Source organism: Nocardia aurantiaca (genome assembly GCF_009708175.1).
Classification (GTDB): domain Bacteria; phylum Actinomycetota; class Actinomycetes; order Mycobacteriales; family Mycobacteriaceae; genus Nocardia; species Nocardia aurantiaca.
Map to the genome: position 1 here is coordinate 306,122 of NZ_WMBB01000004.1, position 24,940 is coordinate 331,061.

26 protein-coding genes are annotated in these 24,940 nt (G+C 67.5%); 10 read left to right on the top strand and 16 right to left on the bottom strand.

The genetic code is table 11. From position 1 onward, the window contains the following. Positions 1 to 94 precede the first annotated feature (94 nt). Positions 95 to 337, top strand: a complete 243-nt coding sequence (locus tag GLP40_RS10170) for a hypothetical protein (protein WP_154787581.1) — start codon at positions 95 to 97, stop codon at positions 335 to 337. 36 nt (positions 338 to 373) lie between these two features. Here GLP40_RS10170 and GLP40_RS10175 read toward each other — a convergent pair whose 3' ends face one another. From GLP40_RS10175 to GLP40_RS10200, 6 genes are all read right to left on the bottom strand, one after another. Further along, on the bottom strand, positions 374 to 1,384 hold the full coding sequence (locus GLP40_RS10175) for an alpha/beta hydrolase (protein WP_328289954.1): 1,011 nt from the start codon (positions 1,382 to 1,384) through the stop codon (positions 374 to 376). Positions 1,385 to 2,065: 681 nt separating this feature from the next. Next, positions 2,066 to 4,147: a class 1b ribonucleoside-diphosphate reductase subunit alpha gene (gene nrdE, locus GLP40_RS10180; RefSeq protein WP_230329460.1), complete on the bottom strand. Its 2,082-nt coding sequence runs from the start codon at positions 4,145 to 4,147 to the stop codon at positions 2,066 to 2,068. Positions 4,148 to 4,206: 59 nt separating this feature from the next. Continuing rightward, positions 4,207 to 4,668, bottom strand: coding sequence for a class Ib ribonucleoside-diphosphate reductase assembly flavoprotein NrdI (nrdI, locus tag GLP40_RS10185; RefSeq protein WP_154787794.1), 462 nt, complete (start codon positions 4,666 to 4,668; stop codon positions 4,207 to 4,209). Positions 4,669 to 4,739: 71 nt separating this feature from the next. Continuing rightward, complete coding sequence (locus GLP40_RS10190; protein WP_154787582.1) at positions 4,740 to 4,979, bottom strand: redoxin NrdH; 240 nt, start codon at positions 4,977 to 4,979, stop codon at positions 4,740 to 4,742. Positions 4,980 to 5,431: 452 nt separating this feature from the next. Beyond that, a complete protein-coding gene (locus tag GLP40_RS10195; protein WP_196054603.1) occupies positions 5,432 to 6,280 on the bottom strand; it encodes a G1 family glutamic endopeptidase in 849 nt (282 codons plus the stop codon). Between the two features lie 139 nt (positions 6,281 to 6,419). Beyond that, the gene (locus GLP40_RS10200; protein WP_154787584.1) at positions 6,420 to 6,986 is read right to left on the bottom strand and encodes an NAD(P)H-dependent oxidoreductase; all 567 of its coding nucleotides are present in this window, start codon (positions 6,984 to 6,986) and stop codon (positions 6,420 to 6,422) included. A 210-nt stretch (positions 6,987 to 7,196) separates the two neighbouring features. Between GLP40_RS10200 and GLP40_RS10205 the strand changes: the two genes are divergently transcribed. Further along, positions 7,197 to 7,781 carry a TetR/AcrR family transcriptional regulator gene (locus tag GLP40_RS10205; protein WP_154787795.1) on the top strand — a complete coding sequence of 195 codons (585 nt, stop codon included), beginning with the start codon at positions 7,197 to 7,199 and terminating at the stop codon, positions 7,779 to 7,781. A 4-nt stretch (positions 7,782 to 7,785) separates the two neighbouring features. Further along, on the top strand, positions 7,786 to 8,625 hold the full coding sequence (nadE, locus tag GLP40_RS10210) for an ammonia-dependent NAD(+) synthetase (protein ID WP_154787585.1): 840 nt from the start codon (positions 7,786 to 7,788) through the stop codon (positions 8,623 to 8,625). A gap of 160 nt (positions 8,626 to 8,785) precedes the next feature. Here the strand turns inward: nadE and GLP40_RS10215 are convergent, their stop codons facing one another. The 3 genes from GLP40_RS10215 to moaA form a co-directional block, all read right to left on the bottom strand. Further along, positions 8,786 to 9,184, bottom strand: coding sequence for a DUF1003 domain-containing protein (locus GLP40_RS10215; RefSeq protein WP_154787586.1), 399 nt, complete (start codon positions 9,182 to 9,184; stop codon positions 8,786 to 8,788). 86 nt (positions 9,185 to 9,270) lie between these two features. Beyond that, positions 9,271 to 9,513 (bottom strand): MoaD/ThiS family protein, encoded by a 243-nt coding sequence (locus tag GLP40_RS10220; RefSeq protein ID WP_328289955.1) that lies wholly within the window; start codon positions 9,511 to 9,513, stop codon positions 9,271 to 9,273. Then, entirely contained in the window at positions 9,506 to 10,564 is a 1,059-nt protein-coding gene (gene moaA / locus GLP40_RS10225) for a GTP 3',8-cyclase MoaA (RefSeq protein ID WP_154787587.1), read from the bottom strand. Before moaA ends, GLP40_RS10220 begins: the two co-directional genes overlap by 8 nt. Positions 10,565 to 10,672: 108 nt before the next feature. On the opposite strand from moaA, the gene GLP40_RS10230 reads away from it, so the two are divergent. The 4 genes from GLP40_RS10230 to pucL all read left to right on the top strand — a co-directional run bounded on the left by GLP40_RS10230 (position 10,673) and on the right by pucL (position 14,399). After that, a complete protein-coding gene (locus GLP40_RS10230) occupies positions 10,673 to 11,878 on the top strand; it encodes a molybdopterin molybdotransferase MoeA (RefSeq protein WP_154787588.1) in 1,206 nt (401 codons plus the stop codon). A gap of 33 nt (positions 11,879 to 11,911) precedes the next feature. Beyond that, positions 11,912 to 12,931: a bifunctional molybdenum cofactor biosynthesis protein MoaC/MoaB gene (gene moaCB / locus GLP40_RS10235; protein ID WP_154787589.1), complete on the top strand. Its 1,020-nt coding sequence runs from the start codon at positions 11,912 to 11,914 to the stop codon at positions 12,929 to 12,931. Further along, the gene (locus tag GLP40_RS10240) at positions 12,924 to 13,343 is read left to right on the top strand and encodes a molybdenum cofactor biosynthesis protein MoaE (protein ID WP_154787590.1); all 420 of its coding nucleotides are present in this window, start codon (positions 12,924 to 12,926) and stop codon (positions 13,341 to 13,343) included. Before moaCB ends, GLP40_RS10240 begins: the two co-directional genes overlap by 8 nt. 135 nt (positions 13,344 to 13,478) lie before the next feature. After that, complete coding sequence (pucL, locus tag GLP40_RS10245) at positions 13,479 to 14,399, top strand: factor-independent urate hydroxylase (protein WP_154787591.1); 921 nt, start codon at positions 13,479 to 13,481, stop codon at positions 14,397 to 14,399. On the opposite strand, the gene GLP40_RS34775 is transcribed toward pucL, so the two are convergent. Next, a complete protein-coding gene (locus tag GLP40_RS34775; protein ID WP_328289956.1) occupies positions 14,381 to 15,994 on the bottom strand; it encodes a helix-turn-helix domain-containing protein in 1,614 nt (537 codons plus the stop codon). The two genes, pucL and GLP40_RS34775, sit on opposite strands and share 19 nt — an antisense overlap. 136 nt (positions 15,995 to 16,130) lie before the next feature. Between GLP40_RS34775 and GLP40_RS10255 the strand changes: the two genes are divergently transcribed. After that, positions 16,131 to 17,222, top strand: coding sequence for a CobW family GTP-binding protein (locus GLP40_RS10255; protein WP_328289957.1), 1,092 nt, complete (start codon positions 16,131 to 16,133; stop codon positions 17,220 to 17,222). Positions 17,223 to 17,451: 229 nt separating this feature from the next. Further along, the gene (locus tag GLP40_RS10260) at positions 17,452 to 17,766 is read left to right on the top strand and encodes a hypothetical protein (protein WP_154787594.1); all 315 of its coding nucleotides are present in this window, start codon (positions 17,452 to 17,454) and stop codon (positions 17,764 to 17,766) included. A gap of 145 nt (positions 17,767 to 17,911) precedes the next feature. Here the strand turns inward: GLP40_RS10260 and GLP40_RS10265 are convergent, their stop codons facing one another. From GLP40_RS10265 to GLP40_RS34780, 6 genes are all read right to left on the bottom strand, one after another. Beyond that, complete coding sequence (locus GLP40_RS10265; protein WP_196054604.1) at positions 17,912 to 19,474, bottom strand: flavin-containing monooxygenase; 1,563 nt, start codon at positions 19,472 to 19,474, stop codon at positions 17,912 to 17,914. Positions 19,475 to 19,626: 152 nt separating this feature from the next. Continuing rightward, positions 19,627 to 20,622, bottom strand: coding sequence for a sulfate/molybdate ABC transporter ATP-binding protein (locus GLP40_RS10270; RefSeq protein ID WP_154787596.1), 996 nt, complete (start codon positions 20,620 to 20,622; stop codon positions 19,627 to 19,629). Next, entirely contained in the window at positions 20,619 to 21,428 is an 810-nt protein-coding gene (cysW, locus tag GLP40_RS10275; RefSeq protein ID WP_154787597.1) for a sulfate ABC transporter permease subunit CysW, read from the bottom strand. The genes GLP40_RS10270 and cysW overlap by 4 nt, the downstream gene beginning before the upstream one ends. Then, entirely contained in the window at positions 21,428 to 22,225 is a 798-nt protein-coding gene (gene cysT / locus GLP40_RS10280; protein ID WP_154787796.1) for a sulfate ABC transporter permease subunit CysT, read from the bottom strand. The genes cysW and cysT overlap by 1 nt, the downstream gene beginning before the upstream one ends. Before the next feature lie 137 nt (positions 22,226 to 22,362). Then, entirely contained in the window at positions 22,363 to 23,400 is a 1,038-nt protein-coding gene (locus tag GLP40_RS10285; protein WP_154787598.1) for a sulfate ABC transporter substrate-binding protein, read from the bottom strand. Positions 23,401 to 23,587: 187 nt separating this feature from the next. Further along, complete coding sequence (locus GLP40_RS34780) at positions 23,588 to 23,677, bottom strand: Ms4533A family Cys-rich leader peptide (RefSeq protein ID WP_328289958.1); 90 nt, start codon at positions 23,675 to 23,677, stop codon at positions 23,588 to 23,590. Between the two features lie 141 nt (positions 23,678 to 23,818). Between GLP40_RS34780 and GLP40_RS10290 the strand changes: the two genes are divergently transcribed. Beyond that, complete coding sequence (locus tag GLP40_RS10290) at positions 23,819 to 24,865, top strand: M48 family metallopeptidase (RefSeq protein WP_154787797.1); 1,047 nt, start codon at positions 23,819 to 23,821, stop codon at positions 24,863 to 24,865. Positions 24,866 to 24,940 lie beyond the last annotated feature (75 nt).

Genomic DNA, 24,940 nt, shown 5'->3' on the forward strand with positions numbered 1-24,940 from the left:
GCGCAGGGAAATCCAGTTACTTTCGGTTACAGAGACGCGCAGCCGCCGCTGGGGTCGGCTTGCGCGTCTCTCCGCACTACTCGAGGAGCAGCACATGGTGGGCACCAACCGGGGCAAGGTCCTGTTCGACAGCGTGGGGGAGGCTCTCACCCACCGGGTCACCGTGTATTTCGGCGGGCCCGAGGACGGAGCCGAGCTCACGATGGAATACGCGGCCACCTGGAAAGAGGCGTCGGACTTCACCGTGGCGGCCGTGCACGCCGGACTGGCGGTGACGGTGGACAGCCGGATTCGGCCGGGACTGCGGCGACTACCCCGATACGGGTTCCGGCACTGAGATGATCGGCGTCTCAGCCGTGCTCGGGCGGTGCGATCACCGCCCGAATACGGGGGCGACAGCGGTCGCGAGCGCGTCCCAGGCCGGGCCGAGCTGGGCGGAGAAATCCTCCCAGGCATGAATGCCGGTGGGCTCGTAATGAACCGTCGCCGGAATTCCCAATTCGCTCAGGCGTTTCGCGAAATGCTCGGTGCAATGACGAGCGCCGGCCTCGAGGACCGCACCACCGCCGGCGGCCTGCAATGCGGCCAGGATGTTCGGCGACTTCAGCACCTCGGTCAGATCGGGTGTGCCGGGCATGCCCGAGGCGGCCGACAGGTAGATCACGGTGCCGCGCAGGGCTTCGGCGCCGACCGTGCTGTCGTGAGTGAGCCAGTCGAAGGTGCCGATCGGGCCCCACAGATTCATGACGTTGCCGCCACGGGAGGCGACGGTGAGCGCGGTGATAGCGCTGCCGGGGCCGTCGACGGTGGAATAGCAGCCGCTCAATCCGGCCACGGCGCGGTAGAACCCGGGGTGGCGGTGGGCGAGCATCATGGCCCCCTGCGCTCCCATCGAAACGCCGGCGACGGCACGGCGGCCGTCGGAACGCAGATAGGGCTCGATGACACCGGGCAGCTCGCCGGTCAGAAAGGTCTCCCAGCGGTTCCAGCCGAGGGCGGCGTCCGGATGCTGCCAGTCGGTGTACATGCTCCCGGTGGCTCCCGCCGGGAGGACCACGTCGACCGGCTTGTCCGCGAAGAAGTCCTCGGCATGACCCTTGGTGAGCCAGTCGGACACGCCCTCGGCGTCCACACCGTCCAGAAGATAGAGGGTGGGACGCGGGCCGGCCCCCGAGCCGTGCAGCACATCCAGTTCGACGGGGCGGCCCATGGCCGCGGAATCGACCTCGACCCGCTCCCAGTGCGGGCCGATCCGATCGACTCGGGTCACACCGGCCTGCCCGACGATCCGCCCCGGCGATCCGGCCTGGGCGGCCGCGCCGAGCGGCGGGCACGCGAGCACCGCCAGCGCCGCCACGGCCCCGGCGGCCGCGCAGCGGCTCACGACTCCGCTCCCGTCTCCGGTGGCCGGTGAATCATGGTGTGCGACATGCTGGCTCCTCACGCCGAGCGTGGTCTCCGAAGAACCCACCGAGCGGGTGCGAGGTTGGCCGCTCGATGGGTCCTCATCCGATGGGAGTGCCGTTGCAGACCGCACCGGCAGTTCATGAATCGAACAAGCAGTCCTCGTGTGCGGGGGCAGGAGAGGACTTAGAACTCACCTCCAAAACATCTGTCCCGGTGCGTTTTCCAGTTCCGGCATCGACCGCGCACTCGGTTGATTCGATGCCTGAACCACGGCGAGCCTAACCATCGGCGGGTGCCGATCGGCAGGGCGCGAGGCACCTTCTGGAGAGTTCACAATCACGGACGGCACCCGCGTGGGACCGACCACAGCAGCACATCTCCCCACCCCGTTGCTCGCCCTCGAACCCCGAAACGCAATGTCAACCAGACGTTTTCATTTCGAGGATCACGTTGACCAGTACATTGCCGCCCACCGAGGTTCCCATCCGAGCATTCGGCACAGAACAACCGAACAGCGTGCTCGTACTGGACTTCGCGCACTCGTTCTCAGACCCTGCCCCGGCATCGGCTGCCGGCAGGCCCAGAGTGCCGGGGTATGCGTCGGAAACGACGAGGGCGTCCGCGGCGGGTTGCCGGGACGCCCTCATAGGTGCGCTCGTCAGAGCATGCAGCTCACGCAGCCCTCTACTTCGGTACCCTCGAGGGCCATCTGGCGGATGCGGATGTAGTAGAGGGTTTTGATGCCCTTGCGCCAGGCGTAGATCTGGGCCTTGTTGACATCTCGGGTGGTGGCGCTGTCCTTGAAGAACAGGGTCAGGGACAGGCCCTGGTCCACGTGCTGGGTGGCGGCCGCGTAGGTGTCGATGATCTTTTCGTAGCCGATGTCGTAGGCGTCCTCGAAGTATTCGAGGTTGTCGTTGGTCAGGTACGGGGCCGGGTAGTAGACGCGGCCGATCTTGCCTTCCTTGCGGATCTCGATCTTCGACGCCACCGGGTGGATGGAGCTGGTCGAGTGGTTGATGTAGGAGATCGAGCCGGTCGGGGGGACCGCCTGCAAGTTCTGGTTGTAGATGCCGTGCTGCATGACCGAGGCCTTCAGCGCACGCCAGTCGTCCTGGGTGGGGATGTGGACGTTCGCGTCGGCGAAGATCTGGCGGACCCGGTCGGTCTTGGGCTCCCACACCTGCTCGGTGTACTTGTCGAAGAACTCACCGGAGGCGTACTTCGAGTCGGGGAAGCCGCCGAAGGCCGAACCCCGTTCGATCGCAATCAGATTCGAGGCGCGAATCGCGTGGTAGGCGATCGTGTAGAAGTAGATATTGGTGAAGTCCACGCCCTCTTCGGAGCCGTAGTGGACCCGCTCCCGCGCCAGATAGCCGTGCAGGTTCATCTGGCCCAGTCCGATGGCGTGTGACTCGTTGTTGCCCTGCTCGATGGACGGCACCGAGTAGATGTGGGTCTGGTCCGACACAGCGGTGAGCGCGCGGATAGCGGTCTCCACGGTCTTGCCGAGGTCCGGCGAGTCCATGGTCTTGGCGATGTTCAGCGACCCCAGATTGCATGAGATGTCCTTGCCCACCTTGGCGTAGGACAGATCGTCGTTGAACTCCGAGGGGGTGGAGACCTGCAGGATCTCCGAGCACAGGTTGGAGTGGGTGATCTTGCCCGCGATCGGGTTGGCCCGATTCACGGTGTCCTCGTACATGATGTACGGGTAGCCCGACTCGAACTGCAGCTCGGCAATGGTCTGGAAGAACTCGCGAGCCTTGATCTTGGACTTGCGAATCCGCTTGTCATCGACCATCTCGTAGTACTTCTCGGTCACATTGATGTCGGCGAACGGCAGGCCGTAGATGCGCTCCACGTCGTACGGCGAGAACAGGTACATGTCCTCGTTCTTCTTCGCCAGCTCGAAGGTGATGTCCGGGATCACCACACCCAGCGACAGCGTCTTGATGCGGATCTTCTCGTCCGCGTTCTCCCGCTTGGTGTCCAGGAACCGGTAGATGTCGGGGTGGTGGGCGTGCAGGTACACCGCGCCCGCGCCCTGCCGAGCGCCCAGCTGGTTGGCGTAGGAGAACGAGTCCTCCAGCAGCTTCATGATCGGGATGACACCGGAGGACTGGTTCTCGATCTTCTTGATCGGCGCGCCGGCCTCACGAATATTGCTCAGCAGCAACGCGACACCGCCGCCGCGCTTGGACAGCTGCAGCGCGGAGTTGATGGAGCGCCCGATGGACTCCATATTGTCCTCGATGCGCAGCAGGAAGCAGGACACCGGCTCACCGCGCTGCTTCTTGCCCGAGTTGAGGAAGGTGGGGGTGGCCGGCTGGAAGCGGCCGTCCATGATCTCCTCGACCAGCTCGCTCGCCAGGGTCTCGTCACCGGCGGCCAGGGCCAGGGCGACCATGCACACGCGGTCCTCGAAACGCTCCAGGTAGCGCTTGCCGTCGAAGGTCTTGAGCGTGTACGAGGTGTAGTACTTGAACGCGCCGAGGAAGGTCGGGAACCGGAACTTCTTGGCGTACGCCTGCTGGAACAGCTGCTTGATGAACGCGCGGCTGTACTGGTCCAGCACCTCGGTCTCGTAGTAGTTCTCCTTGACGAGGTAGTCGAGCTTCTCGTCGAGGTTGTGGAAGAAGACGGTGTTCTGGTTGACGTGCTGCAGGAAGTACTGGTGCGCGGCCTCCCGATCCTTGTCGAACTGGATCTCGCCGCCCGGGCCGTACAGGTTCAGCATCGCGTTGAGGGCGTGGTAGTCCAGTCCCTCGGTCGCGGAGTCGCCGCTGACGGGGCGCTCTACGCGGGCAGTCTTTCCGACCGGTGCTGTTGTCGTTGCCAAAACAATCCCAATCCCTCTCGGACGCGCTCGACGTCCTCGGCAGTTCCCATGAGTTCGAAGCGATACAGGTACGGGACCCCTGCCTTACGCGAGATCACCTCTCCCGCGTAGCAGTACGTATCGCCGAAGTTCGTGTTGCCGCTCGCGATCACGCCGCGCAGCAGGGCGCGGTTGTGCGGATCGTTGAGGAACTTGGCCACCTGGCGGGGGACGAATTCCTTGTCGGATCGCTGCCCACCCAAAACGTGCCGACCACCCCCGTAGGTGGGGACGATCAGCACGAAGGGCTGGTCGACGCGAAGCGAGTCGGCGGGGTGAAGCGGTATGCGGACGGCGGGCAGGCCCAGCCGTACGACGAAGCGGTGCGTGTTCTCCGAAGCACTCGAGAAGTAGACCAGATTCGGTGTCTCGCTGGACATCTCGGTCACCTCCCCTCCTTTCGATTCGGACGAACCTGCAGGAGGCCGCCGGCCCGACCGGCGGCGCGGCGTCAGGCGACGGCGACGGTGTCGGCCAGAGCCTTGATGCGGTCCGGGCGGAAGCCGGACCAGTGATCGTCACCGGCGACGACGACGGGGGCCTGCAGGTAGCCCAGGGCCATGACGTAGTCGCGGGCTTCGGGATCCTCGGAGATGTCGATGACGCTGTAGTCGACACCCGCCTTGTCGAGCGCGCGGTAGGTGGCGTTGCACTGGACACAAGCGGGCTTGGTGTAAACGGTGATGGTCATTGGTATCCCCTTCTCCTTGCCTTCGGTCCGTCCGCAGTGCACGGCTCAAACAAGATCCACGTAGTAAGTGCGCAAACCCCTGGAAGCGGAACCGAAGCCCCTGGTCACTCGGCGTCGTTCGAGGTCCTCGCCTAGCGGCCTTCCAGCTCCCAAGACACTACACCTAGTGGCCGACAGATTCATACAACACGACATGTTGCGACTCACAAAGGTGAAATTCCGGTGTCGTAAGTACCTGGACACTCGATTCGCAACTCGACACGACTGAGGCGCACATCACAATTTGGGCATTCAGTTCATTTCCAGCAAACACACCATCACCGCTGAACCACACCCATCGCACCAGTCACAGCAGACTCGAGCGACCACCCGCTTTCCGACGCCGCCGAGCCTGTGCCCCCAATTCCTGGGTCCCGCGCGCACTTCGGCGTGTCGCGGCGCGAGCGGCCAAACTACCCGATCGTGAACGACGCGCCGGCGACCGGACCGGGCACCAGCAATCGATTGGTGGCCGCGATGCCGTAGGCCTGGGCGTCGTAGGCCGACAACGGCTGCCCGTCGATGCTGATGTTGGTGAAGGTGATCGGTTCGAAGCCGGGCAGCGCGGCATCGAGATGGCCTTCGACGACGATCTCCGCGGTCCGGGCGGGCACAGTGGAGGCGGCGACCGTGGTGCGAGCCCAGTTCGCGGTGCGGTTCTCCAGCGTCATGATGTAGCGCCTGCCGTCCCAGCTGACCACCGAGCGCATGGTGTCGCCGGCACGGACCACCACGTCGTCGTAGCTCACCTGCGGGTCCGGATAGGTCTCCCACCAGCCGTCGACCTGTTTGTCCGGCCTGCAGAAACCACCGAAGAGTCCGATCGAGCACAGCCCGTCGGCGGCCGCGCCCAGGGCGTCGGAGAGCTTGGCCCCCATGTTCATGACCGTCCCGGCCAGATGCGGATCGGCGTACGCCACGCCCGCGGCCATGGATTCGACCTGCAGTCCCGGCAGCGCCGCGTACACGGCGGCGTCACTGGCGCACAGGGATTCGACGCCGGTCTGCATGAGCGGGAGGGCGACCGAACCGTCGAGGCCGGCGGCGCCGTTCAAGCCCACCCAGGGAACCACGCGCTGCAGGACGCCGGGGTTGCGGCAGTCCACCTCCGGCTGCACCCAGGTGGCGCTGACCTCGCGGAAGTCCCCCTGCACCACATACCCGGCCCAGTTGCCCACATACAGGCGGACATTCGATTCGGCCGCCGCGTCGACAGCGTTGACCACCACCGAGGCGGCGGAAACGGCCAGGGTGACCGCCATGAAACAACGGCTTAACACAGAGTTGCCCGTTGATAGCTTCATAATCTGAAGGTAGCCCGAATTGTCCGGGAAGAGTGGCAAGGCCACGGCCGAAAAGCCGTGGCCTTGCGCTGAATTCAGTGAGTGATCATCCTGCGTTTCAGGCGTTTGCCCGAGCGTTGACGGTCTCCGCCAGCAGAAGCACGGTGGCGGCCAGCTGAGTGAGGGCCTCGGCGTCGTCGGCCGGGTGGATCTCGCCGAAGCGCTGACCGATGACGCCGAAGTTCAGCGACGCCTCCTTCACCACATCCGCGCCCGCCACGCCGAGCGCCTTGACGGCGTCGTCATGGGACCACTTGGCCGCGTTCGCGCTGATGGACGCCGAGATGACGGCGGCCGGGCGGCCCTTCAACGCACCGGCGCCGTACGGGCGGGAAGCCCAGTCGATGGCGTTCTTCAGCACGGCGGGCAGGGTGCCGTTGTATTCGGGGGTCACCAGCAGCACGGCATCGGAGGCGGCGACGGCCTCACGCAGCGCCTGCGCGGCGGCCGGGACCTCGCCCTCGGCGTCGATGTCCTCGTTGTAGAAAGGAATTTCACCGAGGCGCTCGTAGATGGCGAGTTCGACGCCCTCCGGGGCGGCCTTCGCAGCGGCCTCGGCGAGGCGGCGGTTGATCGACGCGGCGCGGAGGCTGCCGACCAGAACGAGAATGCGGGTCTGCGACATGATGATCACTCCAAGGGTTACTGATTCAGCAGCGGAACTTTCGATAGACTGTAACCGGACCACAGTCCGCTTACATTCCCGGGTAGGAGCAGACAGCCTGTGACACGCGACACCTCACCGGATGAGGTCGTTCCGACCCCGCCGACCATCGCCCTGCCGATCGAACCCGTCGGCAGGCAGCGTCCCCCTGCGCACTCGGTGCCGCTGCTCATGCCCGGCAGCAGCCACGAGCGCAGCGATGCCGCCCGCAACCGGCAACTGCTGCTCGACGCCGCCGAACAACTGGTCCGCGACTGCGGCGCGGACGCGGTCACCATGGACGCGGTCGCCAAGCTGGCCGGCGTCGGCAAGGGCACGGTGTTCCGGCGCTTCGGCAATCGGGCCGGACTCATGCTGGCGCTGCTCGACCAATCCGATCAGAAACTGCAGTGGGCCTATATGTTCGGGCCGCCGCCGCTGGGACCAGGCGCCCCGCCGCGGGAGCGGCTGATCGCCTTCGGGCGGGCACGGCTGGCGCTGGTCGAGGTGGAGGGCGATGTGCGCAAGAACGCCGACATCGGCGGGCAGTACTCCGGCCCGCCCTACAACATCGCGAAAACCCATGTCGCCCTGCTGCTCCGGCAGGCGGACGCGCCCGGCGACATCTCGCTGACTGCGGACACGCTGCTGGCCACGCTGGACGCCGGGCTGGTGCTGCATCAGATCCGCGAGCTCGGCTACACCCTGGAACAGGTGGGCGATCACTGGGAGACCCTCGTCCGGCAGGTCACCGCGCCGGGCGCACCGTTAGAGTGACCGCATGGGGAACCTGCGCGAACAGATCATCGCCGAATTGGGCGTCTTGCCGACCATCGAACCGAAAACCGAAGTGCGGCGGCGCATCGACTTCCTCAAGGACTATCTGCGCTCCACGCCTGCCCAGGGTTTCATCCTCGGCATCAGCGGCGGCCAGGACTCCTCACTGACCGGACGACTGTGCCAGCTCGCCGCCGAAGAGCTGCGGGCCGAGGGCCACGACGCCACCTTCCTCGCCGTGCGCCTCCCCTACGGCGTGCAGGCCGATGAAGAAGACGCCCAGGTCGCCCTGCGCTTCATCCAGCCCGATCGTTCCATCCTCGTCAACGTCAAGCCCAGCGCGGACGCCGCCGCCGCCGAGGCTGTACGCGATCTCACCGAGATCCTCGGCGAAGAGCCGCGGTTGCGAGACTTCGTGCGCGGCAACATCAAAGCCCGCGAGCGCATGGTGCTCCAGTACGCCATCGCGGGCCAGCTCAACCTGATCGTCGTCGGCACCGACCACGCCGCCGAGGCGGTCACGGGCTTCTTCACCAAGTACGGCGACGGTGGTGTCGACATCACGCCGCTGACCGGTCTCACCAAGCGGCAGGGCGCGGCCCTGCTCCAGGAACTCGGGGCGCCGCCGAGCGTGTGGGAGAAGGTCCCCACCGCCGACCTCGAAGACGACCGTCCGGCCCTGCCCGACGAAGAGGCCCTGGGCCTGAAGTACTCCCAGATCGACGACTATCTCGAGGGCAAGCCCGTCGCCCCCGAGGTCGCGGAGAGACTCGAAACCATCTTCCGCAACACCCGCCACAAGCGCGCGGTTCCCGTGACCCCGCTCGACACCTGGTGGCGCTGACTCTCATCCAGGCTGGTGCCCGCCGCGCCGGAACGCAGCGGGCACACCTGCGAGAAGAACGCGCGAAGTGGCGCCACCTCACGCCCGCTCCGCACGATCGCAGCGGGGCCCCCGGCGCACAGATGCCTGATCGCGTCGGAGGGGATGTCGGCCGCCCGGATTATTTCCGGTCCAGGTCCTCGACGAGGCGACGGTGGAGTTCCGCCGTCATGACATGGATAGCGCGGGTCAGTTCGGTGTTGGTTTTGAGCTCGAGTTCCTGCTCTTGGAAATCGTGGTCGGCCTTGGCCTGTTGGAAGTCGGCCTGACGGTTCTGGCCGATCATGACGAAGGTGGACAGGAAGATCGCTTCCAGGGAGACGACCAAGGTCAAGGTCGGCCAGGGGCTCTTCTCCAGGACGATCATCCAGACCGCGAAGCCGACCGCGTGGATGTAGACGAAGTTCATCGAGCCCGCGAACTTGGTGATCCAGTCCGCGACGCGGAGCTGGAAGCTGGCGGCCCGCGCGGCTTGCGCCTTCGCGACGGCCGGGTGGCGGGGCTTGGGGGTGTGCGTCATGCGCGATCGGTCTCCTGGCGGCAGCGTGCGGGGACCGGCGAATGTTAGCGCCCGGCAATGAAGCTCATGACGCGGCCGCCCGGGCGCTAGCCGCCCGCGAACGGCGGGAGCACGTCGACCCGTGGTGAGAGCGGGGCGGCGGCGTCGCGGGTGAGCTCGTCGCCGATGAGGTAGGCGCAGACCTTCAGCATGGGGTCCAGTTTCGGGCCGTAGGTGGCCGACAGGATGGTGCGCAGGTCGGCGACGGTGGCCCCGGACGGCAGGTCCAGGGTTTCCTTCTCCTTGCCGACCGCATCGGCGATCGCGGCGAAATAGCGGACCTCAACCACCGATGGCTCCCATCGTTCGTTCGGGCGGGACGAAGCCGGCCGCGTCGATCCCGTGCCCGGCCGATTTGTTCCACATGGCGCCGCGCCACAGCTCGGCGATGCCCTCGTCGGTCGCGCCGGACCGCAGGGCGGCGCGAATGTCGTACTCCTGGTCGCTGAACAGGCAGGAGCGGATCCGGCCGTCGGCGGTCAGGCGGGTGCGGTCACAGTCCCCGCAGAACTTGCGGGTCACCGAGGCGATGATGCCGACGGTGGCCGGGCCGCCGTCGACCAGCCAGCGCTCGGCCGGAGCGGAGGGATCCTCGCGGCCTGCCTCGGTGAGGTCGAAGCGCTTACCCAGCACGTCCAGGAGTTCGGCGGCGGTGATCATATTGGCGCGCGCCCACTCATGGTCGGCGTCGAGCGGCATCTCCTCGATGAACCGCAGTTCCGCGCCCGCATCGAGGCACCACCGCAGCAGATCGGCCGCACCATCCAGGGTTTCGCGCATCAGCACGGCATTGACCTTGAGCGGGGCGAGTCCGGCCGCGATGGCGGCGCGAACGCCGGCCAGCACCGAGTCCAGCCGGTCACGGCGGGTGAGCCGGTGGAAGCCGTCGCGGTCCACAGTGTCGAGCGAGACATTGATGCGCCGCAGCCCGGCCTCGGCCAAGCCGCGCGCCCGATGCTCGAGCCCGACGCCATTGGTGGTCATGGCCAGCGGTGTATCCGGCAGCGCCGCATGGCAACCGGCGATGATCCGCTCCAGGTCGCGGCGCATGAGCGGTTCGCCGCCGGTGAATCGCACCTCGTGCACGCCCAGTTCGCGCACCGCGAGCGTCACCAGGCGCACGATCTCCTCGGTGGAGAGCAGTTCGTCGGCGGGGATGGGCGGCAAACCCTCCTCCGGCATGCAATAGGTGCAGCGCAGCGAACACTTCTCGGTGATGGATACCCGCAGGTCCCGCGCGACCCGGCCGTAGCGGTCCAGCAGCAACGGCGTGTCCGGGCGTCCGTCCATCGCGGGCCGCCCGGTTCGCACAGCGGGCATACCCATCGCGACCACGGTCATTGGACCATTATTGCCGGGTCCGCAAGTGTTCGTAGATTCCTACGAGCCGGACCCGTCGACCAGCCCGGTCGCGGTCTGAAGGGTCCACCCGCGTATAGGCTCACCGGCATGAGTTCCCGGCACGCGCTAGCCCCGGCCCGACCCGTCGACGACCACCGCCGACGCATCGAGGATGTGCTCCGCCCGCTGGCCGGACGCCCCGCGGAGCCGGTATCGATGCCGCGGGCGCTGGGCCGCCGACTGGCCGCGGACGTGCATGCCCCCCTGGATCTGCCGGTGTTCCGAAACTCGGCCATGGACGGCTATGCGGTGCGCGCCGAATCGGTGGCCATCGTGCCGGCCACACTCCCGCTGGCGGGCGTGGTCGCGGCGGGCAATACCGAGCAGATGACCTTCGAACCGGGCACCGCGGTGAAGGTGATGACCGGCGCGCCGGTGCCGCCCGGCGCGGACTGCGTGGTGCCGGTGGAGCACACCGAGTCCGACGGCGTCACTGTGACGGTCCGAACCAGCCGTGCCACCGGCGATTTCGTGCGCGAGCCCGGCACCGATGTGCGCGCCGGACAGCTGCTGGCCGCCGCGGGGACGCTGCTGCGTCCCCGGCATATCGCGGCGCTGGCCGCGGTCGGCCTGGGCGAGCTGTCGGTGTTCCGTCCGGTGCGCGCGGCCGTGCTCACCACGGGCGACGAATTGCGCCCCGCCGGAGCCGCTCTGCTGCCCGGCCAGATCTTCGACTCCAATGGCATCGCGCTGGCGGCGGCCTTGACCGACAACGGCGTCGAGGTGGTGTCGGTGGCACACTCGACCGACAACCACGACGAGTTCCGGGACCGCCTGACCGAGGCGGTGGCCCAGGCCGATGTGGTCTTCACCTCCGGTGGCGTCTCCATGGGCGACTTCGAGGTCGTCAAGGAGGTGCTGACCCCGCTGGGCGGCGAATTCGGTTCGGTGGCAATGCAACCCGGTGGCCCGCAGGGGCTGAGCGTGGTGGACGGGGTTCCGGTGCTGAGCTTCCCGGGCAATCCGGTGAGCACCATGGTGTCCTTCGAGGTCTTCGCCCGGCCGATCCTGCGCGAGCTGGCGGGGCTGCCGGCGCTGCCGATTTCCGAACTGCCACTGCTGGAACCGGTCCGCTCCCCTGCCGGGAAGCGGCAGTTCCTGCGCGGCAAGCTCGCCGAGGGCGGAGTGGCGCTGGTGTCGGGTCAGGGCTCGCATCTGATCGCGGCCATGGCGCAGGCCGATGTGTTGGTCGACATTCCGGCCGCCGCGACCGAGCTGCCCGTGGGCACGATCGTCGAGGTCCGGCCGCTGTGAATCCGGCGACTTCCCTGTGCCAAGGTGGTGGATATGAGTAAGTTGTCGCATGTCGACCGTGAGGGGCGCGCCCGCATGGTCGATGTGAGCGCCAAAGCCGACACCGCGCGCACCGCGGTCGCCGCGGGTGAACTGCACACCACCGCCGAGGTCATCCGGCTGGTCCGGGCCGACGACATGCCCAAGGCCGACGTGCTCAGCACCGCGCGCATCGCCGGGATCAATGGTGCGAAGAAGACCTCCGAACTGATTCCACTGTGCCATCAGCTGGCGCTGTCGTCGGTGCACGTGAGCTTCGACTTCACCGACACCACCATCACCATCGAGGCGACCGCCAAGACCAAGGGCCCGACCGGCGTCGAGATGGAGGCGCTGACCGCGGTCGCGGTCGCGGGACTCACGCTGCACGACATGGTGAAGGCGGTGGACCCGGCTGCCACCTTGAACGGAGTGCGGCTGATCACCAAAGAGGGTGGGAAGCACGGACATTGGGTGCGGCCGGAAGCCGAGAAGCACGGTGGGCACCATCGCGAGAAGCACGAGAAGGCCACTGCCGCAACGGCTCCGCTCGCCGGCACGGGCCGGACCGCCACCGTCGTGGTGGCCTCGACCGGCGTCGCCGCCGGAACCCGTCTGGACACCACCGGCCCGATCATCGCCGAATGGCTTGATGCACAGGGTTTCGCGGTGCGCGGCCCGCTGGTCTTCGCGGACACGGATATCGCCTTCGGCCTCGAGGATGCCCTGTCCACCGAGCCGAACCTGATCATCAGCACCGGCGGCACCGGCGCCTCCCCCACCGACGCCACCCCGGAAGCCACACTCGCCCTCCTCGATCGGGAACTCCCCGGGGTCGCCGATGCCATCCGCCAGGCGGGCACCGCCAAGTTTCCGCTCGCGGCGCTGAGCCGGGGCGTGGCGGGCCTGTCCGGGCGCACCGTGATCGTCAATCTGCCCGGTTCGCCGGGCGGGGTGAAGGACGGCATGGCCGTACTGACACCGCTTCTCGAACATCTGCTGGCCCAGGTGGCCGGAGGAGGCGACCATGACTGAGCTCCTGGCCCGGATCAGCGATCAGCCCCTGGATCCGGCCGAGGCGGAGAAGGCGGTGAGCGGACCCCGGTACGGCGGCATCGTGGTGTTCACCGGCAAGGTGCGCGATCACGATGGCGGGCAATCGGTGTCGTCACTGGAGTACTCGGCGCATCCGCAGGCCGAGCAGTTCCTCCGGAAGGTGTGCACGGACGTCGCCGACTCCAGCGGACTGCCGGTGGCGGCGGTGCACCGCATCGGCTCACTGACCATCGGCGATCTCGCGATCGTCGTGGCGGTCGCCGCCCCGCATCGCGCCGAAGCCTTCACCGCCTGCGCCGAACTCGTGGACCGCATCAAGCATGAGGTCCCGATCTGGAAGCGTCAGATGTTCGCCGACGGACTCTCGGAATGGGTCAACGCCTGCGGATAGGCCAACCCCGCAGTTGTCCGATTCGCTCGAATGTCGCGGATCGCCGAGGACAGTTTTCGTATTCGGAACCAGCGTGCGCGGCGGCTCCCGTACGCCACAGTGGGGCACAGTGATCAGCGACCACGGGAGGCGACCATGAGCGAAGCCGACGGCCGGATCGTGCTCGGCCCGCACCAGTACGGGAAAGCCGAGAACCGGGTGGTGCGCATCTACCGCGACACCGCTCGGCACGAGATCCGGGACCTCAACGTGTCCTCGTGTCTGCGCGGCGCGTTCGATGACGCGCACACCATGGGTGATCAGGGCGCGGTGCTGCCCACCGATTCGCAGAAGCAGACCATCTACACCTATGCCAAGAGCCACGGCGACGGGAGCATCGAGGACTACGGGCTGGCACTGGCCCGGCATTTCGTCGATGACATCGCGCCGGTGGATTCGGCGCGCATCGAGATCGAAGAGTATGCGTGGCAACGGGTTCCGGTCGGCGGCAGCGGGCACGATCACACCTGGACGCGGGTGGGACCGGAGGTGCGGATCGCGGCGATCACCGTCGGCGGCAGCGGTGCGGATCGCCGTGAATGGGTGATCGGCGGCGTCAAGGACCTGGTGATTCTCAAATCCACCGGTTCGGAATTCGCGGGCTTCCTCACCGACCCGTTCACGGTCCTCGAACCGGCCTACGATCGGATCCTGGCCACCAGTCTGGCCGCTCGCTGGCGCTTCGCCTCCCCGCCCGGCGACTGGGATGCCGCCTACCACGGTATCCGCGCCGCCATGGTGGAGACGTTCGCGACGCTGCACTCGAAAGCCTTGCAGCAGACGCTGTTCGAGATGGGCCGGGCCGCGCTGGAAGGGTATCCGTGCCTGGCGGAGATCCGCCTGTCGGCGCCCAACAAGCACCACTTCGCCTATGACACAGACCGTTTCGGAGTCCCGAACAGGGGCGAGGTCTTCCACGCCGACGATCGCCCCTACGGCCTGATCCAGGCCGTGGTGCTGCGCGAGGGCGCACCGGATGCCGGAACCGCCTGGAACCCCTATACCGGCGCGGTCTGACCGCCCAGCGTCCGCACCGCCAGGTACAGGTCCAGCCGATCGTCGAGCCGGCCGAGATCGCGCCCGGTCAGCTCCTCGATCCGGCCGATGCGATAGCGAACGGTATTGAGATGCAGATGCATTCGATCCGCCGCCTGCCGCCAGGAGCCCTCGCATCCGAGAAAAATCGCCAGCGTCTCCAGCAATCCGGCCCCGTGCCGCCGGTCGTACTCCAGCACCGGCCCCAGCACCCGCTCGGCGAAACGCCGCTGGAGTCCACCGGGCACCGTGGTGAACAGGCCGACCGCGGAGTCGATGTCAGCCGCGCGCAGGCTGAGGGGAGCAGCGTCGTCACGGGCCGCGGTGGAAGCCGCGGCCGCCGCTGCGATCGCGCCCGCCAGGGTCTCCTCCGGGTGCCGGGCGCTCACGCCGATCGCGAGTCGAATACCGGTGAGAACGGGCATGATTCGCCCGAGTCGTCGCCGAATCGCGGTGGCGACCTCGTCCTGGCCGCCCGAGGTCACGCCCACGACCCGTCCCTCCCGGTCCAACGAGGTGACCAGGTCCGGGAGCACGTCGTGCAGCGCGCTTCGCACAGCCGCCAGCCCGGCGGCGGAATCCACCCGACCCGCGACCCGGTTCGGGGCCGCGGACTCCGGGCCGGGGGCCGGCGCGCTCGCCCGTTCGCTCGAGCCCGGGGGACCGCCGGGCAGCGGTCGGTGCGTCAGCGCATCCGGGACCGGCTCGATACCGGTCCCGGCCTCGGTCGCGTGGACTTCGCAGACGATCGCCGCTTCCAGCCTGCTCGGTTGCTCGGTGAACGGCACCGGGAAGCGGTCGGCCAGCTCCCAGTCCAGATGCTGCCGGTCGGCGCGGCGCTGGCGGTACAGCTCCGCCACGGCCGCCAGGTCCGCGCCGAAGGGATCGCGCTCGGGGGCCGACGGGCGGATCACCAGGTACCAGGCGGTGACTCGATCGCCCGCGCCCACCTGGAGCACTCGCATCGCGCCGGTGGCGACGGCGGGCAGACGTGGCGCCGTGAGCGCGGTGGCGAGGATCCGGTCGACGTCCGCCTCGACCAGGTCGGCTGTTCCGGCGATGACCGTGCCCGTGGCGGTCAGCAGCCACGCCGAAACATGCTGCTCCGCCGCGAAATCCGCGACCAGCGTCTCGATCGCGGCCCCGGCGGCGACCGCGGTCAGCAGTCGTCGCTGACTGTCGGCGCGCGACTGCACCCGCCGCCAGCGCATCTCGGCGGCCTGCTCGGCGAGGTATTCGATGATCCGGCTGAAAGCCACGCTCTGAGGCACGGACAGCAGCGGCAGCCGGTGTCGGCGGCAGGCCGCGACCACATCCTCGGGCACGTGCCCGTGCAACGCCTGGCCGGCCACCACTCCGACGACCCCGGCTCCCGCCAGCAGGCCCACATAGCGATCCGAATCGGCGGCCTGCTGACGCCACACCAATCCAGTGCACACCAGCGCGCCCGGCGTCACGAACGGCCGGGGGTCGGGCATGTCGGTCGCGCAGACCCTGGCGACCGGACGATCCAGCTCCCCCGTATCCCCGTGCAGCAACCGCATACGCAGCTGTGGCGCATCGAGAACGTCGCGCACTCGCACGGCGCACCTCCCGTGGTCGGTCCGGATAGTCCGTCACGGTAGATCTCGGGTATTTCCCCGCGGTTTCTGTCGAATCAAACTCGGCATCCATGCCGCGGTGGCCGCGGGCCCGATCGGTAGGGTGGTCGCCGTGAGCCGCCGTATTCCAGTCCTGATCGTGGCCGGATTCCTCGGGGTCGGGAAGACGACGCTGCTCAACCGATTGCTGCGGACCCGGAACACGCGGATCGGGGTGGTGGTCAACGACTTCGGCGCGGTCAATATCGATGCCATGCTGGTGGCCGGGCAGGTCGACGCCATGGTCTCGCTCGGCAACGGATGTGTGTGCTGTGCGGTGGACGTGAGCGAACTGGACGAGTTGTTCGACCGGCTGGCGCATCCCCGGCACAAGATCGACGTGATCGTGGTGGAGGCCAGCGGGCTGGCGGAGCCGCGCAATCTGATTCGCATGGTGGTGAACAGCGACAATCCGCGCATCCGCTACGGCGGACTGGTCGAGGTGGTCGATGCCGAGCACTTCTCCGAAAGCCGCGCGCTGCACCCGGAACTCGCGACGCACCTGCACATGGCGGACCTGGTGGTGCTGAACAAGGCCGACCGCGTCGACCCCGATGCCCTGGAACGGCTCCGGTCGGAGATCGCCGAACTGGTCGACCCGGTCCCGGTGTATCCGACCAGCCACGGACGCATCGACCCGGGCCTGCTGTTCGACGTGCCTACCCGTGCGCCACACGAACCCCGGGTCGGCGAGCAGCTCAGCTTCGACGAACTACTGCTCGACGCGGACGCGCCGCATGAGCACGGCGACCACTGTCACGACGGCGATTGCCACGGCCACCGCCACCTGCACGACGCCTACGACAGCGTCTGCTTCACCTCCGACACGGACCTCAACCCGCGCGAACTCATTGCGCTACTGGAGGATCCGCCCGCCGGGCTGTTCCGCGCCAAGGGCGTGCTGGCCTTCGCCGTCCCCGACGACCCGCGAAAGTTCGTGCTGCACATGGTCGGCCGCCACATCACCATCGAGCCCACCATGTGGTCCCGCCATGAGCCCCGCGTCAGCAACCTGGTTTTCATCGGCTCCGGCCTCGACGAGACCGCTGTCACCGACCGCCTCCGCGCCACCGCCCATCCGGCCGGCGACCCCCTCGACGACCACGCTCTCCTTCCCGTCTGGCGCTATGTCGCCGACCACCACGCGCATGTCGGCGAGGGCTGATTCGGCCTCGAGTTCCGCCCGCAGCTTTGCGACCTCGGCAGCGAGCTCGTCGCGCATCTGCTCGCGTTCGGCGAGGGCGGCCCGCATGGTCTCGACGCTGTCGTTCATTGCGGCCAGCCGCTGGCCGGCGCCCTCGAGCAGCCACTCGACCACGTCCCGCCGCCCGACGGCCGCGCTCGCCTCCCGCACCCACCCGACCACGTAGTCGACCCATTCCTGCTGCTTCGGCATGTCCCTGGGCGCGTCCCACCCCCGGCGCTGGGCGGCCTTGGTCGACAGCACCAGCTCGGCCCGCTTCCCCCGCCCGGGCGAGTTCAGTTCCGCCAGGGCGAGTTTCCCGGCGCTGGTCACCACCGCGGTGAACCGGTACTTCCCCGCCAGATGCATGCGCAACTCGGCGGTCCCCCGCCCATCGGAATCCATGGCCCCCAGCCACGGCCCCTCCGCCGCCTCGATGATGGACGCCAGGACTTCCAGCTGCCCCACACCGCGCCGCAACCGCGCCGCGGCCGTCCGCAGCGCCCCGGGCGTGGCCGTCATCTGATCCCAATGCATGCCCCGAACATAGCCCCGCCGCCCTGCCGCGCCGCGCCCGACATGGCCGATGGCCGGTGGCGCCGAGACGCTGCGCGGGCCATCCTGGCCTCGGCGGCCAACACCGCACGCTGCGCTGAGAATCAGCAGCGAAACTACGCTGACCGACCGCGAAGCCTCCGGTAGCAGGCATAGGCCATGGTGAACGCCGCGACTCCGCTCAGGGACCGACCGGCGCTCACATAGCGGCGACGGCGCGACGCGCGCGCCCGGACCTGCAGACGCTCCTCGGTAAGGTCGGCATAGCGGCCGGGCGACAGGGTGTCGAAGTATTCGGAGACGAAGTTGTCGGTTCGCCGGACGGGCAGACCCATATCGCTCATCAGCTCGTCGATGTGGTGTATCAGGTACGGGCCGAGGTAGTAGCCCTCCGACCGCGCGGGCATGACCTCGCCCAGCCACGCTCCGACACGGGCTATCTCACTGTGCATATCGTCGACGCCCGGCAGGTCGAGTTCGCCCAGGAAATGCTGGGACAGCCAGTGCGCGGAGATCTCCGCGCTGAGCTGGCAGGCGTCCGAGGAGCCGTACCCGATGAACCCGAGCCGCGGCAGCGTCGGCGGCAGGATGTGGCGGTAGAGCTGGAACCGGCCGTCGCCCCGGACGGTCTTCTCCAGTTCCGGCGCGAGGAATTCCAGCTCCTGTCGCCAACCGGTGGCGAAGACGACGATATCGGCGTCGAGCCTGTCGCCACCGGCCAGTTCGATCGTGGTTCCCCCGGGGAAGGCCGTGATGCTGTCCCGCCGCAGGGCGATCCGCCCGCGCCGGGCCATTCGGAAGAACTCGTCGCTGACACCGAGACTCTCGATCCCCGCGGGCAGCGGCGCGTCGGGAACCATGACCTTGGGTGACCGCAGTGCGAATCGCATAGAGGCCGAGACCGCCCGCCAATACCGTTCGGTCAACTTCCGTCCGGGCCCGTGCAGGAACCGCTCGATCCGGCTCTGCCGGTGATACCGGAAGAAGGATTCGGTGAAGCGGTTCAGGATGATCCGATCCGACGGCGTGCCGCCCGGCAGGAACCGCGGCAGCATGGGATGGGCCCTGCGGAACACCAGCGTGCATTCGCGCGCGTGCTCGCCCGCCCAGGCGGCGCAGTCCAGCGCCGACTTCCCGGCCCCGACCACCACCACCCGCCGCCCCGTGAACAGCGCGGGGTCGGTGGCCCGGCTGGAATGCAGCAGCCTCCCCCCGAACTCGGTGCCGCCGTCGATGATCGGGAGTCGTGGTGTGGAGAACACACCCGCGCACACCACGACGAAGTCGAACCGTAGGTCCTCGATCCCCTCGGGGCCGCAGACCCGCAAGTCGAACCCGTTGTCCGCCTCCGACACCCGGGTCACCTCGGTGGAAAGCCGCAGCAGCGCCGCCAATCCGAACCGCTCCACGTACGAGGCGAGATACTCCCGCACCTGCCCCGCGGTCGGGAACACATCGGCCGACTCCGGATACGGATGGTCAGAGTACGCGTAGGTGTCGCGGGAGTTGTTGGTACGCAACCCCGGATAGGTCCGCGCCTCGATCCACACGCCACCTGCCGCGGCCTCCTTGTCGAAGACGACCACCTCGAATCCGTCATCCCGCAGGACCTTCGCGGTGACCAGCCCCGCGATCCCCGCCCCGATGATCCCGACCCGTTTTCCACCCGCACTCGTCACGTCCGATCTTCCCCTCTGGACCCACAAGGCACAGCGGGCCTCACGCTACGGCAGCGCGAGGCCCGGCGTACATGCGTCGGAGCGACTCGCCAATCGGCGAATGATCTGGGCGTGTCGTGAGTTCTCGCCGAAATCGCTTAAACGGGACGAACTTACGAGACAGGGAGCTCCGGGATTCGGGTGGCGCGGGCGTACACGGTCTCGCCCTCGGCCAGGCGCAGCGCCTCGGCGTCGCCGCGGGTCACCTGCGCGGTGAACAGATCGCCGGTCGCGGCATTGCGCAGCTCCACGCGCACCTCGAAGCCCAGGTGCACGACGCGCTCCACCGTCGCGCGGGTGACACCGGCGGATTCCGCGGTGCCCTCGTGGGCGGCCAACGCCATGCTCGGGTCCCGGCCGACGCGAATATCGTGCGGCCGCACCAGATGCCCGTTCAGCTTGGCCACCGCGCCGAGAAACGACATGACGAATTCGTTGGCGGGCCGGTCGTACACGTCCTCCGGGCTGCCGACCTGTTCGATGCGGCCCTTGTTCATGACCGCGATGCGGTCGGCCACGTCCAGCGCCTCCTCCTGGTCGTGGGTGACCAGCACGGTGGTGACGTGCACCTCCTCGTGCAGCCGCCGCAGCCAGGTGCGCAGGTCCGCACGAACTTTCGCGTCGAGCGCTCCGAACGGCTCGTCGAGCAGCAGTACCTGCGGGTCCACCGCCAGCGCACGGGCCAGCGCCATGCGCTGACGCTGGCCACCCGACAGCTGCGCCGGATACCGGTGCTGGAAGCCGTCCAGACCGACGATCTCGAGCAGGTCGTCGACCTTCTTCTTGATCTCGCCCTTGGGCCGCTTGCGGATCTTGAGCCCGAAGGCCACATTGTCGCGCACGGTCATGTGCTTGAATGCCGCGTAGTGCTGGAAGACGAAACCGATATCACGTTTCTGCGGCGAGACATTGGTGACGTCGCGGCCCGCGATGGTGACGACGCCGTTGTCGAGTGTCTCCAGTCCCGCGATCGAACGCAGCAGCGTCGACTTGCCCGAACCGGACGGACCGAGCAGCGCGGTCAGCTCACCCGAGGGAATGTCGATGCTGACATCGTCGAGAGCGGCGAACGTGCCGTACCGCTTGTTCGCATTGGTCACGGTGATCATTTGGCAGTGTCCCGCTTGCGTTCGAGAAGGGTCATGAGCAGAAGAACGACGAGGGCGATGCCCATGAGCAGGGTCGCCGCGCAGTAGGCGCCGAAGGTGTTGTGATCGTTCACATATCGCCCGTTCACCAGCAGTGTGAGCGTCTGTGACTTTCCGGGCAGACCGGTGGAAACCATGATCACCGCACCGAATTCACCGAGCGCGCGGGCCACGGTCAGCACGATGCCGTAGGTCAGACCCCAGCGGATGGCCGGCAGCGTGATACGCCAGAAGGTCTGCCAGCCCGATGCGCCCAGGGTGGCCGCGGCCTGCTCCTGATCGTCGCCGATCTCGTGCAGCACCGGCTCCACCTCACGCACCACGAACGGCAGCGTCACGAAGATGGTGGCGATCACCATGCCCGGCAGATTGAAGATGATCTTCAACCCGTGGCTGTCCAGCCCGCCGAGCCAGCCGTTCGCGCCCCACAGCAGAATCAGCGAGACACCCACCACGACCGGCGAGATGGCCATCGGCAGATCGACCAGGCCCTGTAAGAGATTGCGGCCGGGGAACTTTCCGCGCACCAGCGCGATCGCGATGATCACACCGAAGATCACATTCACGGGCACCACGATCGCGACGATCAACAGCGTCAGATTGAACGCCGAGATCGCCGCGGGCGTGGAGATCGAGTTGTAGAACGCGACGAACCCGTGCTCGAAGGTACGCCACAGAATGATGCCCAGCGGCACCAGTAACAGCGCGAAGATGTACGCCAGGGCCACCGTGCGCAGCGAAATCCTCGTCCAGGAACCGAGTTTCATCAGGACTCCCGTTCCCGGCGCGCCAGCCGATCGGAGGTGACCCGCAGCACGAACAGGGTGAGGAACGAGATGGCCAGCAGCGCCACCGACACCGCGGCGGCATTGACCGGCCTGTCCACCTCGATCTGCTGCTGGATGTACTGCGAGGCCATCTGGGTCTTCTTCGGGATATTGCCGCCGATCAGCACCACCGAGCCGTACTCGCCGATGGCGCGGGCGAACGCCAGGCCCGAACCGCTCACGATGGCGGGGGCCAGCGTCGGCAGGATGATGGTCCGGAAGGTGGTCCAGTTGTCGGCGCCCAGCGACGCGGCCGCCTGCTCCACATCCTTGTCGGCCTCGATGAGCACCGGCTGTACCGACCGAACCACGAACGGCAGCGTCACGAACGCCAGCGCCACCACCAGACCCGGCTGGGTCGCGTTGAGGTGGATGTCGAACGGCGACTGCGGCCCGTACAGCGCCAGCAGCACAATGCTGGCCACAATGGTGGGCAAGGCGAAGGGCAGATCGATGAGCGCGTTCACGAACCCCTTGCCGGGAAACTCGTCTCGCACCAGCACCCAGGCCACCAGGGTGCCCATCACCACATTGATCAGCGTCACGATGACGGACACCGTGATGGTCACCCGCAGCGCGTCCAGGGCGGACGGCGCGGTGACCGCCTCCCAGAAGCCGGACCAGCCGTTTTCGAAGGATTTGGCGGTCAGCGCGGCCAGCGGTAGCAGCACGATGATGCTGAGCCAGAGCACGGAGGTGCCGATGCCGATCGGGCCGACCGACCCGGTCACCTTCAGCCAGGACCGGACCCGGCCCGGACCGGCCGATCGGCGCGCGTTGTCGTCTGCCGAAACGCCGGGATCATGATCGATCCCGGCGTTCGAGGTGCTGTCGCTCACGGTTTCGAGTATCACTTGTGCCGCAGGTCACCCGGCTATTTGGTGGCCTTGTCGTAGAGCTGGGCCACGGAGCCGGTGTTCGGCGTGAACAGCTCCTTGTCCACGGCCTTCCAGCCGCCCAGCTCGTCGATGGTGTACAGCTTCTGCGGGGTCGGGAAGTTCTTGGCGTGGTCGGCGCGCACCTGCGGATCGACCGGACGGAAACCGGCCTCGGCGAACGCCTGCTGCGCGTCCTTGGTGTAGAGGAAATCGCGGAAAGCGATGGCCTGCTTCAGGTTCTTGGCGTTTTTCAGCACCGCCACCGGGTTGTCGATCCGGAAGGTGGTGTCGGGCACGATGTGCTCGATCGGATCGCCCTTGGTCTCGGAGAAGATGGCCTCGTTCTCGTAGCTGATGAGCACGTCACCGGTGCCCTGCAGGAAGGCGTCGGTGGCCTCACGGCCCGATTTCGGCTGCACGTGCACGTGGCTCAGCAACTGGCTCAGGTAGTCCAGACCGACCTGCGGGTTCTTGCCGCCCTCGCTCTTGGCGGCATACGGAGCCAGCAGATTCCACTTGGCCGAGCCCGAGCTGAACGGGTTGGGGGTGACCACTTCGATGCCCGGCCTGAGCAGGTCGTCCCAGTTCTTGATGCCCTTCGGATTGCCCTTGCGGACCGCGATGGCCACCACCGAACCGAACGGAACACCCTTATTGGCATCCGCGTTCCAGCCCGCGTCGATCTGACCGGAGTCCACCAGGCGGGTGATGTCGGGCTCGACGGAGAAGCTCACCACATCGGCCTCGGCGCCGTCCTTGACCTTGCGGGACTGATCACCCGAGGGGCCGTAGGACGCCTGGAACTGAGTGCCCTTGCCCGCATCGGTCTTGTTGAAGACCGGAATCACCTTGTCGTAGGCGGCCTTCGCCACCGAGTAGGCATACAGGTTGATATTGCCGCCGCCCCCGGATGCCGGGCCACTGTCCTTGGCGTCGCTCGCGCCGCCGCCGCAGGCGGTGAGCACGGTGGCCGCGACCGCGGTGAGAGCGACGGCGAAGGTAGATCGGCGAGAGACACGAATATTGCGCGACATCGGCGTGGACCTTTCGGGCGACCCGCCGGTTCGACGTCGACCGGCGGGAATGAACGTACTGCCGTAGACCCGTCGGGATTCCGCGACGGTGGCGCTCCGGCCCGAAGGCCGCCGGGGGACGAACACGAACTGCGAAGAAATGCGCGCGCCAAGTCTACTCAGACGTGCAGCAGTGCCCGATCGGCCGTCAGCGACAGTGAATGTCGGCGACCGCGAGGCAGCCCACAGCGATCAACGCCAATTCATGGCGGACCCGGGGCACAACGCTCGACGACACGCCGCGACTTTAGCAGAGCGGCACCTCACGCCGCGAATCTCGAACGGGGTTGAAATCACCTCGAGCGCAACCCTGGGCGGAACACGGCAGACTGTATCGAGCGGCCCGATGCCGCGTCGCCTGCTGACACCACACGGGGGAATGATGACCACACCCGCTCGTCTGCGCCGGGAGTTTCCCGACATCTCCACTCGCGCCTGGGAGCATCCCGCCGACCGCACCGCGCTGGTCGGTCTGCGGCAACTCAGCGGGTTCGACACGCTGCTGCGGACGTTGTCGGGGCTGCTGCAGGAACGGCAGCACCGGCTCATGTACCTGGCGACAGCCGTACGGGTGGACGAGCGGCAGTTCAAGAACATTCACCACCTGCGCGAGGACGCGGTGCGGATCCTCGATGCGAAGACGACTCCGGAGATGTTCGTCCTGCAGTCTCCCGGCGCCAATGCCTTCACCATCGGCATGGACCGGCCCTTCATCGTGCTGACCACGGGGCTGCTGGATCTGCTCGATCATGAGGAGCTGCGCTTCGTGGTCGGCCATGAGCTCGGGCACGCGCTGTCCGGGCACGCTGTCTACCGGACCATGCTCATGCACCTGATGCGGCTGGCCGCCAATATCGGCTGGATGCCGGTAGGCGGCTGGGCTTTACGCGCGATCGTGGCGGCGCTGATGGAGTGGAGCCGCAAGTCCGAACTGTCCGGCGACCGCGCGGGTCTGCTGGTCGGCCAGGACGTCGAAGCCTCGGTGCGGGTGCACATGAAGCTGGCGGGCGGCTCCCGCGTCGACGAGATGAGCCACGCCGCCTTCCTCGCCCAGGCCGACGACTACGACCGCGCGGGCGACCTGCGCGACGGCGTGCTCAAACTGCTGAACCTGGAGCTGGCCAGCCACCCGTTCTCGGTATTGCGGGCCGCGGAACTGCGACGCTGGATCGCCAGCGGTGACTACGACCGCATCCTCGACGGTCAGTACCCGCGCCGGCATCAGGACAAGGACGCCCGCATCAGCGAGGAGATCAAACACGCCGCCCGGTCCTACCGCGAGAACTTCGACCAGTCCGAAGACCCCCTGATCCGCACCGTGCGCAACCTCGGCCGCGATGTCGGAGCCGCGGTCGGCACGGTGGGTCAGGAAGTCAGCGAAACGCTGTCGAAGCTCGGCAAACGGATCCGGGGATCCGATGATTGACCTGATCCCGGTCCCCCGGACGAGATTCGGGACCAGGCCCCGCCTCATTGGAATGGGATCCGGGGACAGCGGCCC

Bases quoted from the DNA above. Each gene is read 5' to 3' on its own strand.
- GLP40_RS10200 (WP_154787584.1), bottom strand. From the start codon at position 6,986: ATGTCGCAGACCCGCATTCTCGTTCTGGTCGGCAGCCTCCGCGCCGCG.
- moaCB (WP_154787589.1), top strand. From the start codon at position 11,912: ATGAGTAAGTTGTCGCATGTCGACCGTGAGGGGCGCGCCCGCATGGTC.
- GLP40_RS10195 (WP_196054603.1), bottom strand. From the start codon at position 6,280: ATGGCGGTCACCCTGGCCGTTTCCGCCGCCTCGGTGGTGGTCAACGCT.
- GLP40_RS10190 (WP_154787582.1), bottom strand. From the start codon at position 4,979: ATGACCATCACCGTTTACACCAAGCCCGCTTGTGTCCAGTGCAACGCC.
- GLP40_RS10260 (WP_154787594.1), top strand. From the start codon at position 17,452: ATGTCCCTGGGCGCGTCCCACCCCCGGCGCTGGGCGGCCTTGGTCGAC.
- GLP40_RS10270 (WP_154787596.1), bottom strand. From the start codon at position 20,622: ATGATCACCGTGACCAATGCGAACAAGCGGTACGGCACGTTCGCCGCT.
- GLP40_RS10290 (WP_154787797.1), top strand. From the start codon at position 23,819: ATGATGACCACACCCGCTCGTCTGCGCCGGGAGTTTCCCGACATCTCC.
- nrdE (WP_230329460.1), bottom strand. From the start codon at position 4,147: ATGCTGAACCTGTACGGCCCGGGCGGCGAGATCCAGTTCGACAAGGAT.
- GLP40_RS10215 (WP_154787586.1), bottom strand. From the start codon at position 9,184: ATGACGCACACCCCCAAGCCCCGCCACCCGGCCGTCGCGAAGGCGCAA.
- GLP40_RS10240 (WP_154787590.1), top strand. From the start codon at position 12,924: ATGACTGAGCTCCTGGCCCGGATCAGCGATCAGCCCCTGGATCCGGCC.
- GLP40_RS10230 (WP_154787588.1), top strand. From the start codon at position 10,673: ATGAGTTCCCGGCACGCGCTAGCCCCGGCCCGACCCGTCGACGACCAC.
- nrdI (WP_154787794.1), bottom strand. From the start codon at position 4,668: ATGTCCAGCGAGACACCGAATCTGGTCTACTTCTCGAGTGCTTCGGAG.
- moaA (WP_154787587.1), bottom strand. From the start codon at position 10,564: ATGACCGTGGTCGCGATGGGTATGCCCGCTGTGCGAACCGGGCGGCCC.
- GLP40_RS10285 (WP_154787598.1), bottom strand. From the start codon at position 23,400: ATGTCGCGCAATATTCGTGTCTCTCGCCGATCTACCTTCGCCGTCGCT.
- cysW (WP_154787597.1), bottom strand. From the start codon at position 21,428: ATGAAACTCGGTTCCTGGACGAGGATTTCGCTGCGCACGGTGGCCCTG.
- nadE (WP_154787585.1), top strand. From the start codon at position 7,786: ATGGGGAACCTGCGCGAACAGATCATCGCCGAATTGGGCGTCTTGCCG.
- pucL (WP_154787591.1), top strand. From the start codon at position 13,479: ATGAGCGAAGCCGACGGCCGGATCGTGCTCGGCCCGCACCAGTACGGG.
- GLP40_RS10205 (WP_154787795.1), top strand. From the start codon at position 7,197: ATGCCCGGCAGCAGCCACGAGCGCAGCGATGCCGCCCGCAACCGGCAA.
- GLP40_RS10170 (WP_154787581.1), top strand. From the start codon at position 95: ATGGTGGGCACCAACCGGGGCAAGGTCCTGTTCGACAGCGTGGGGGAG.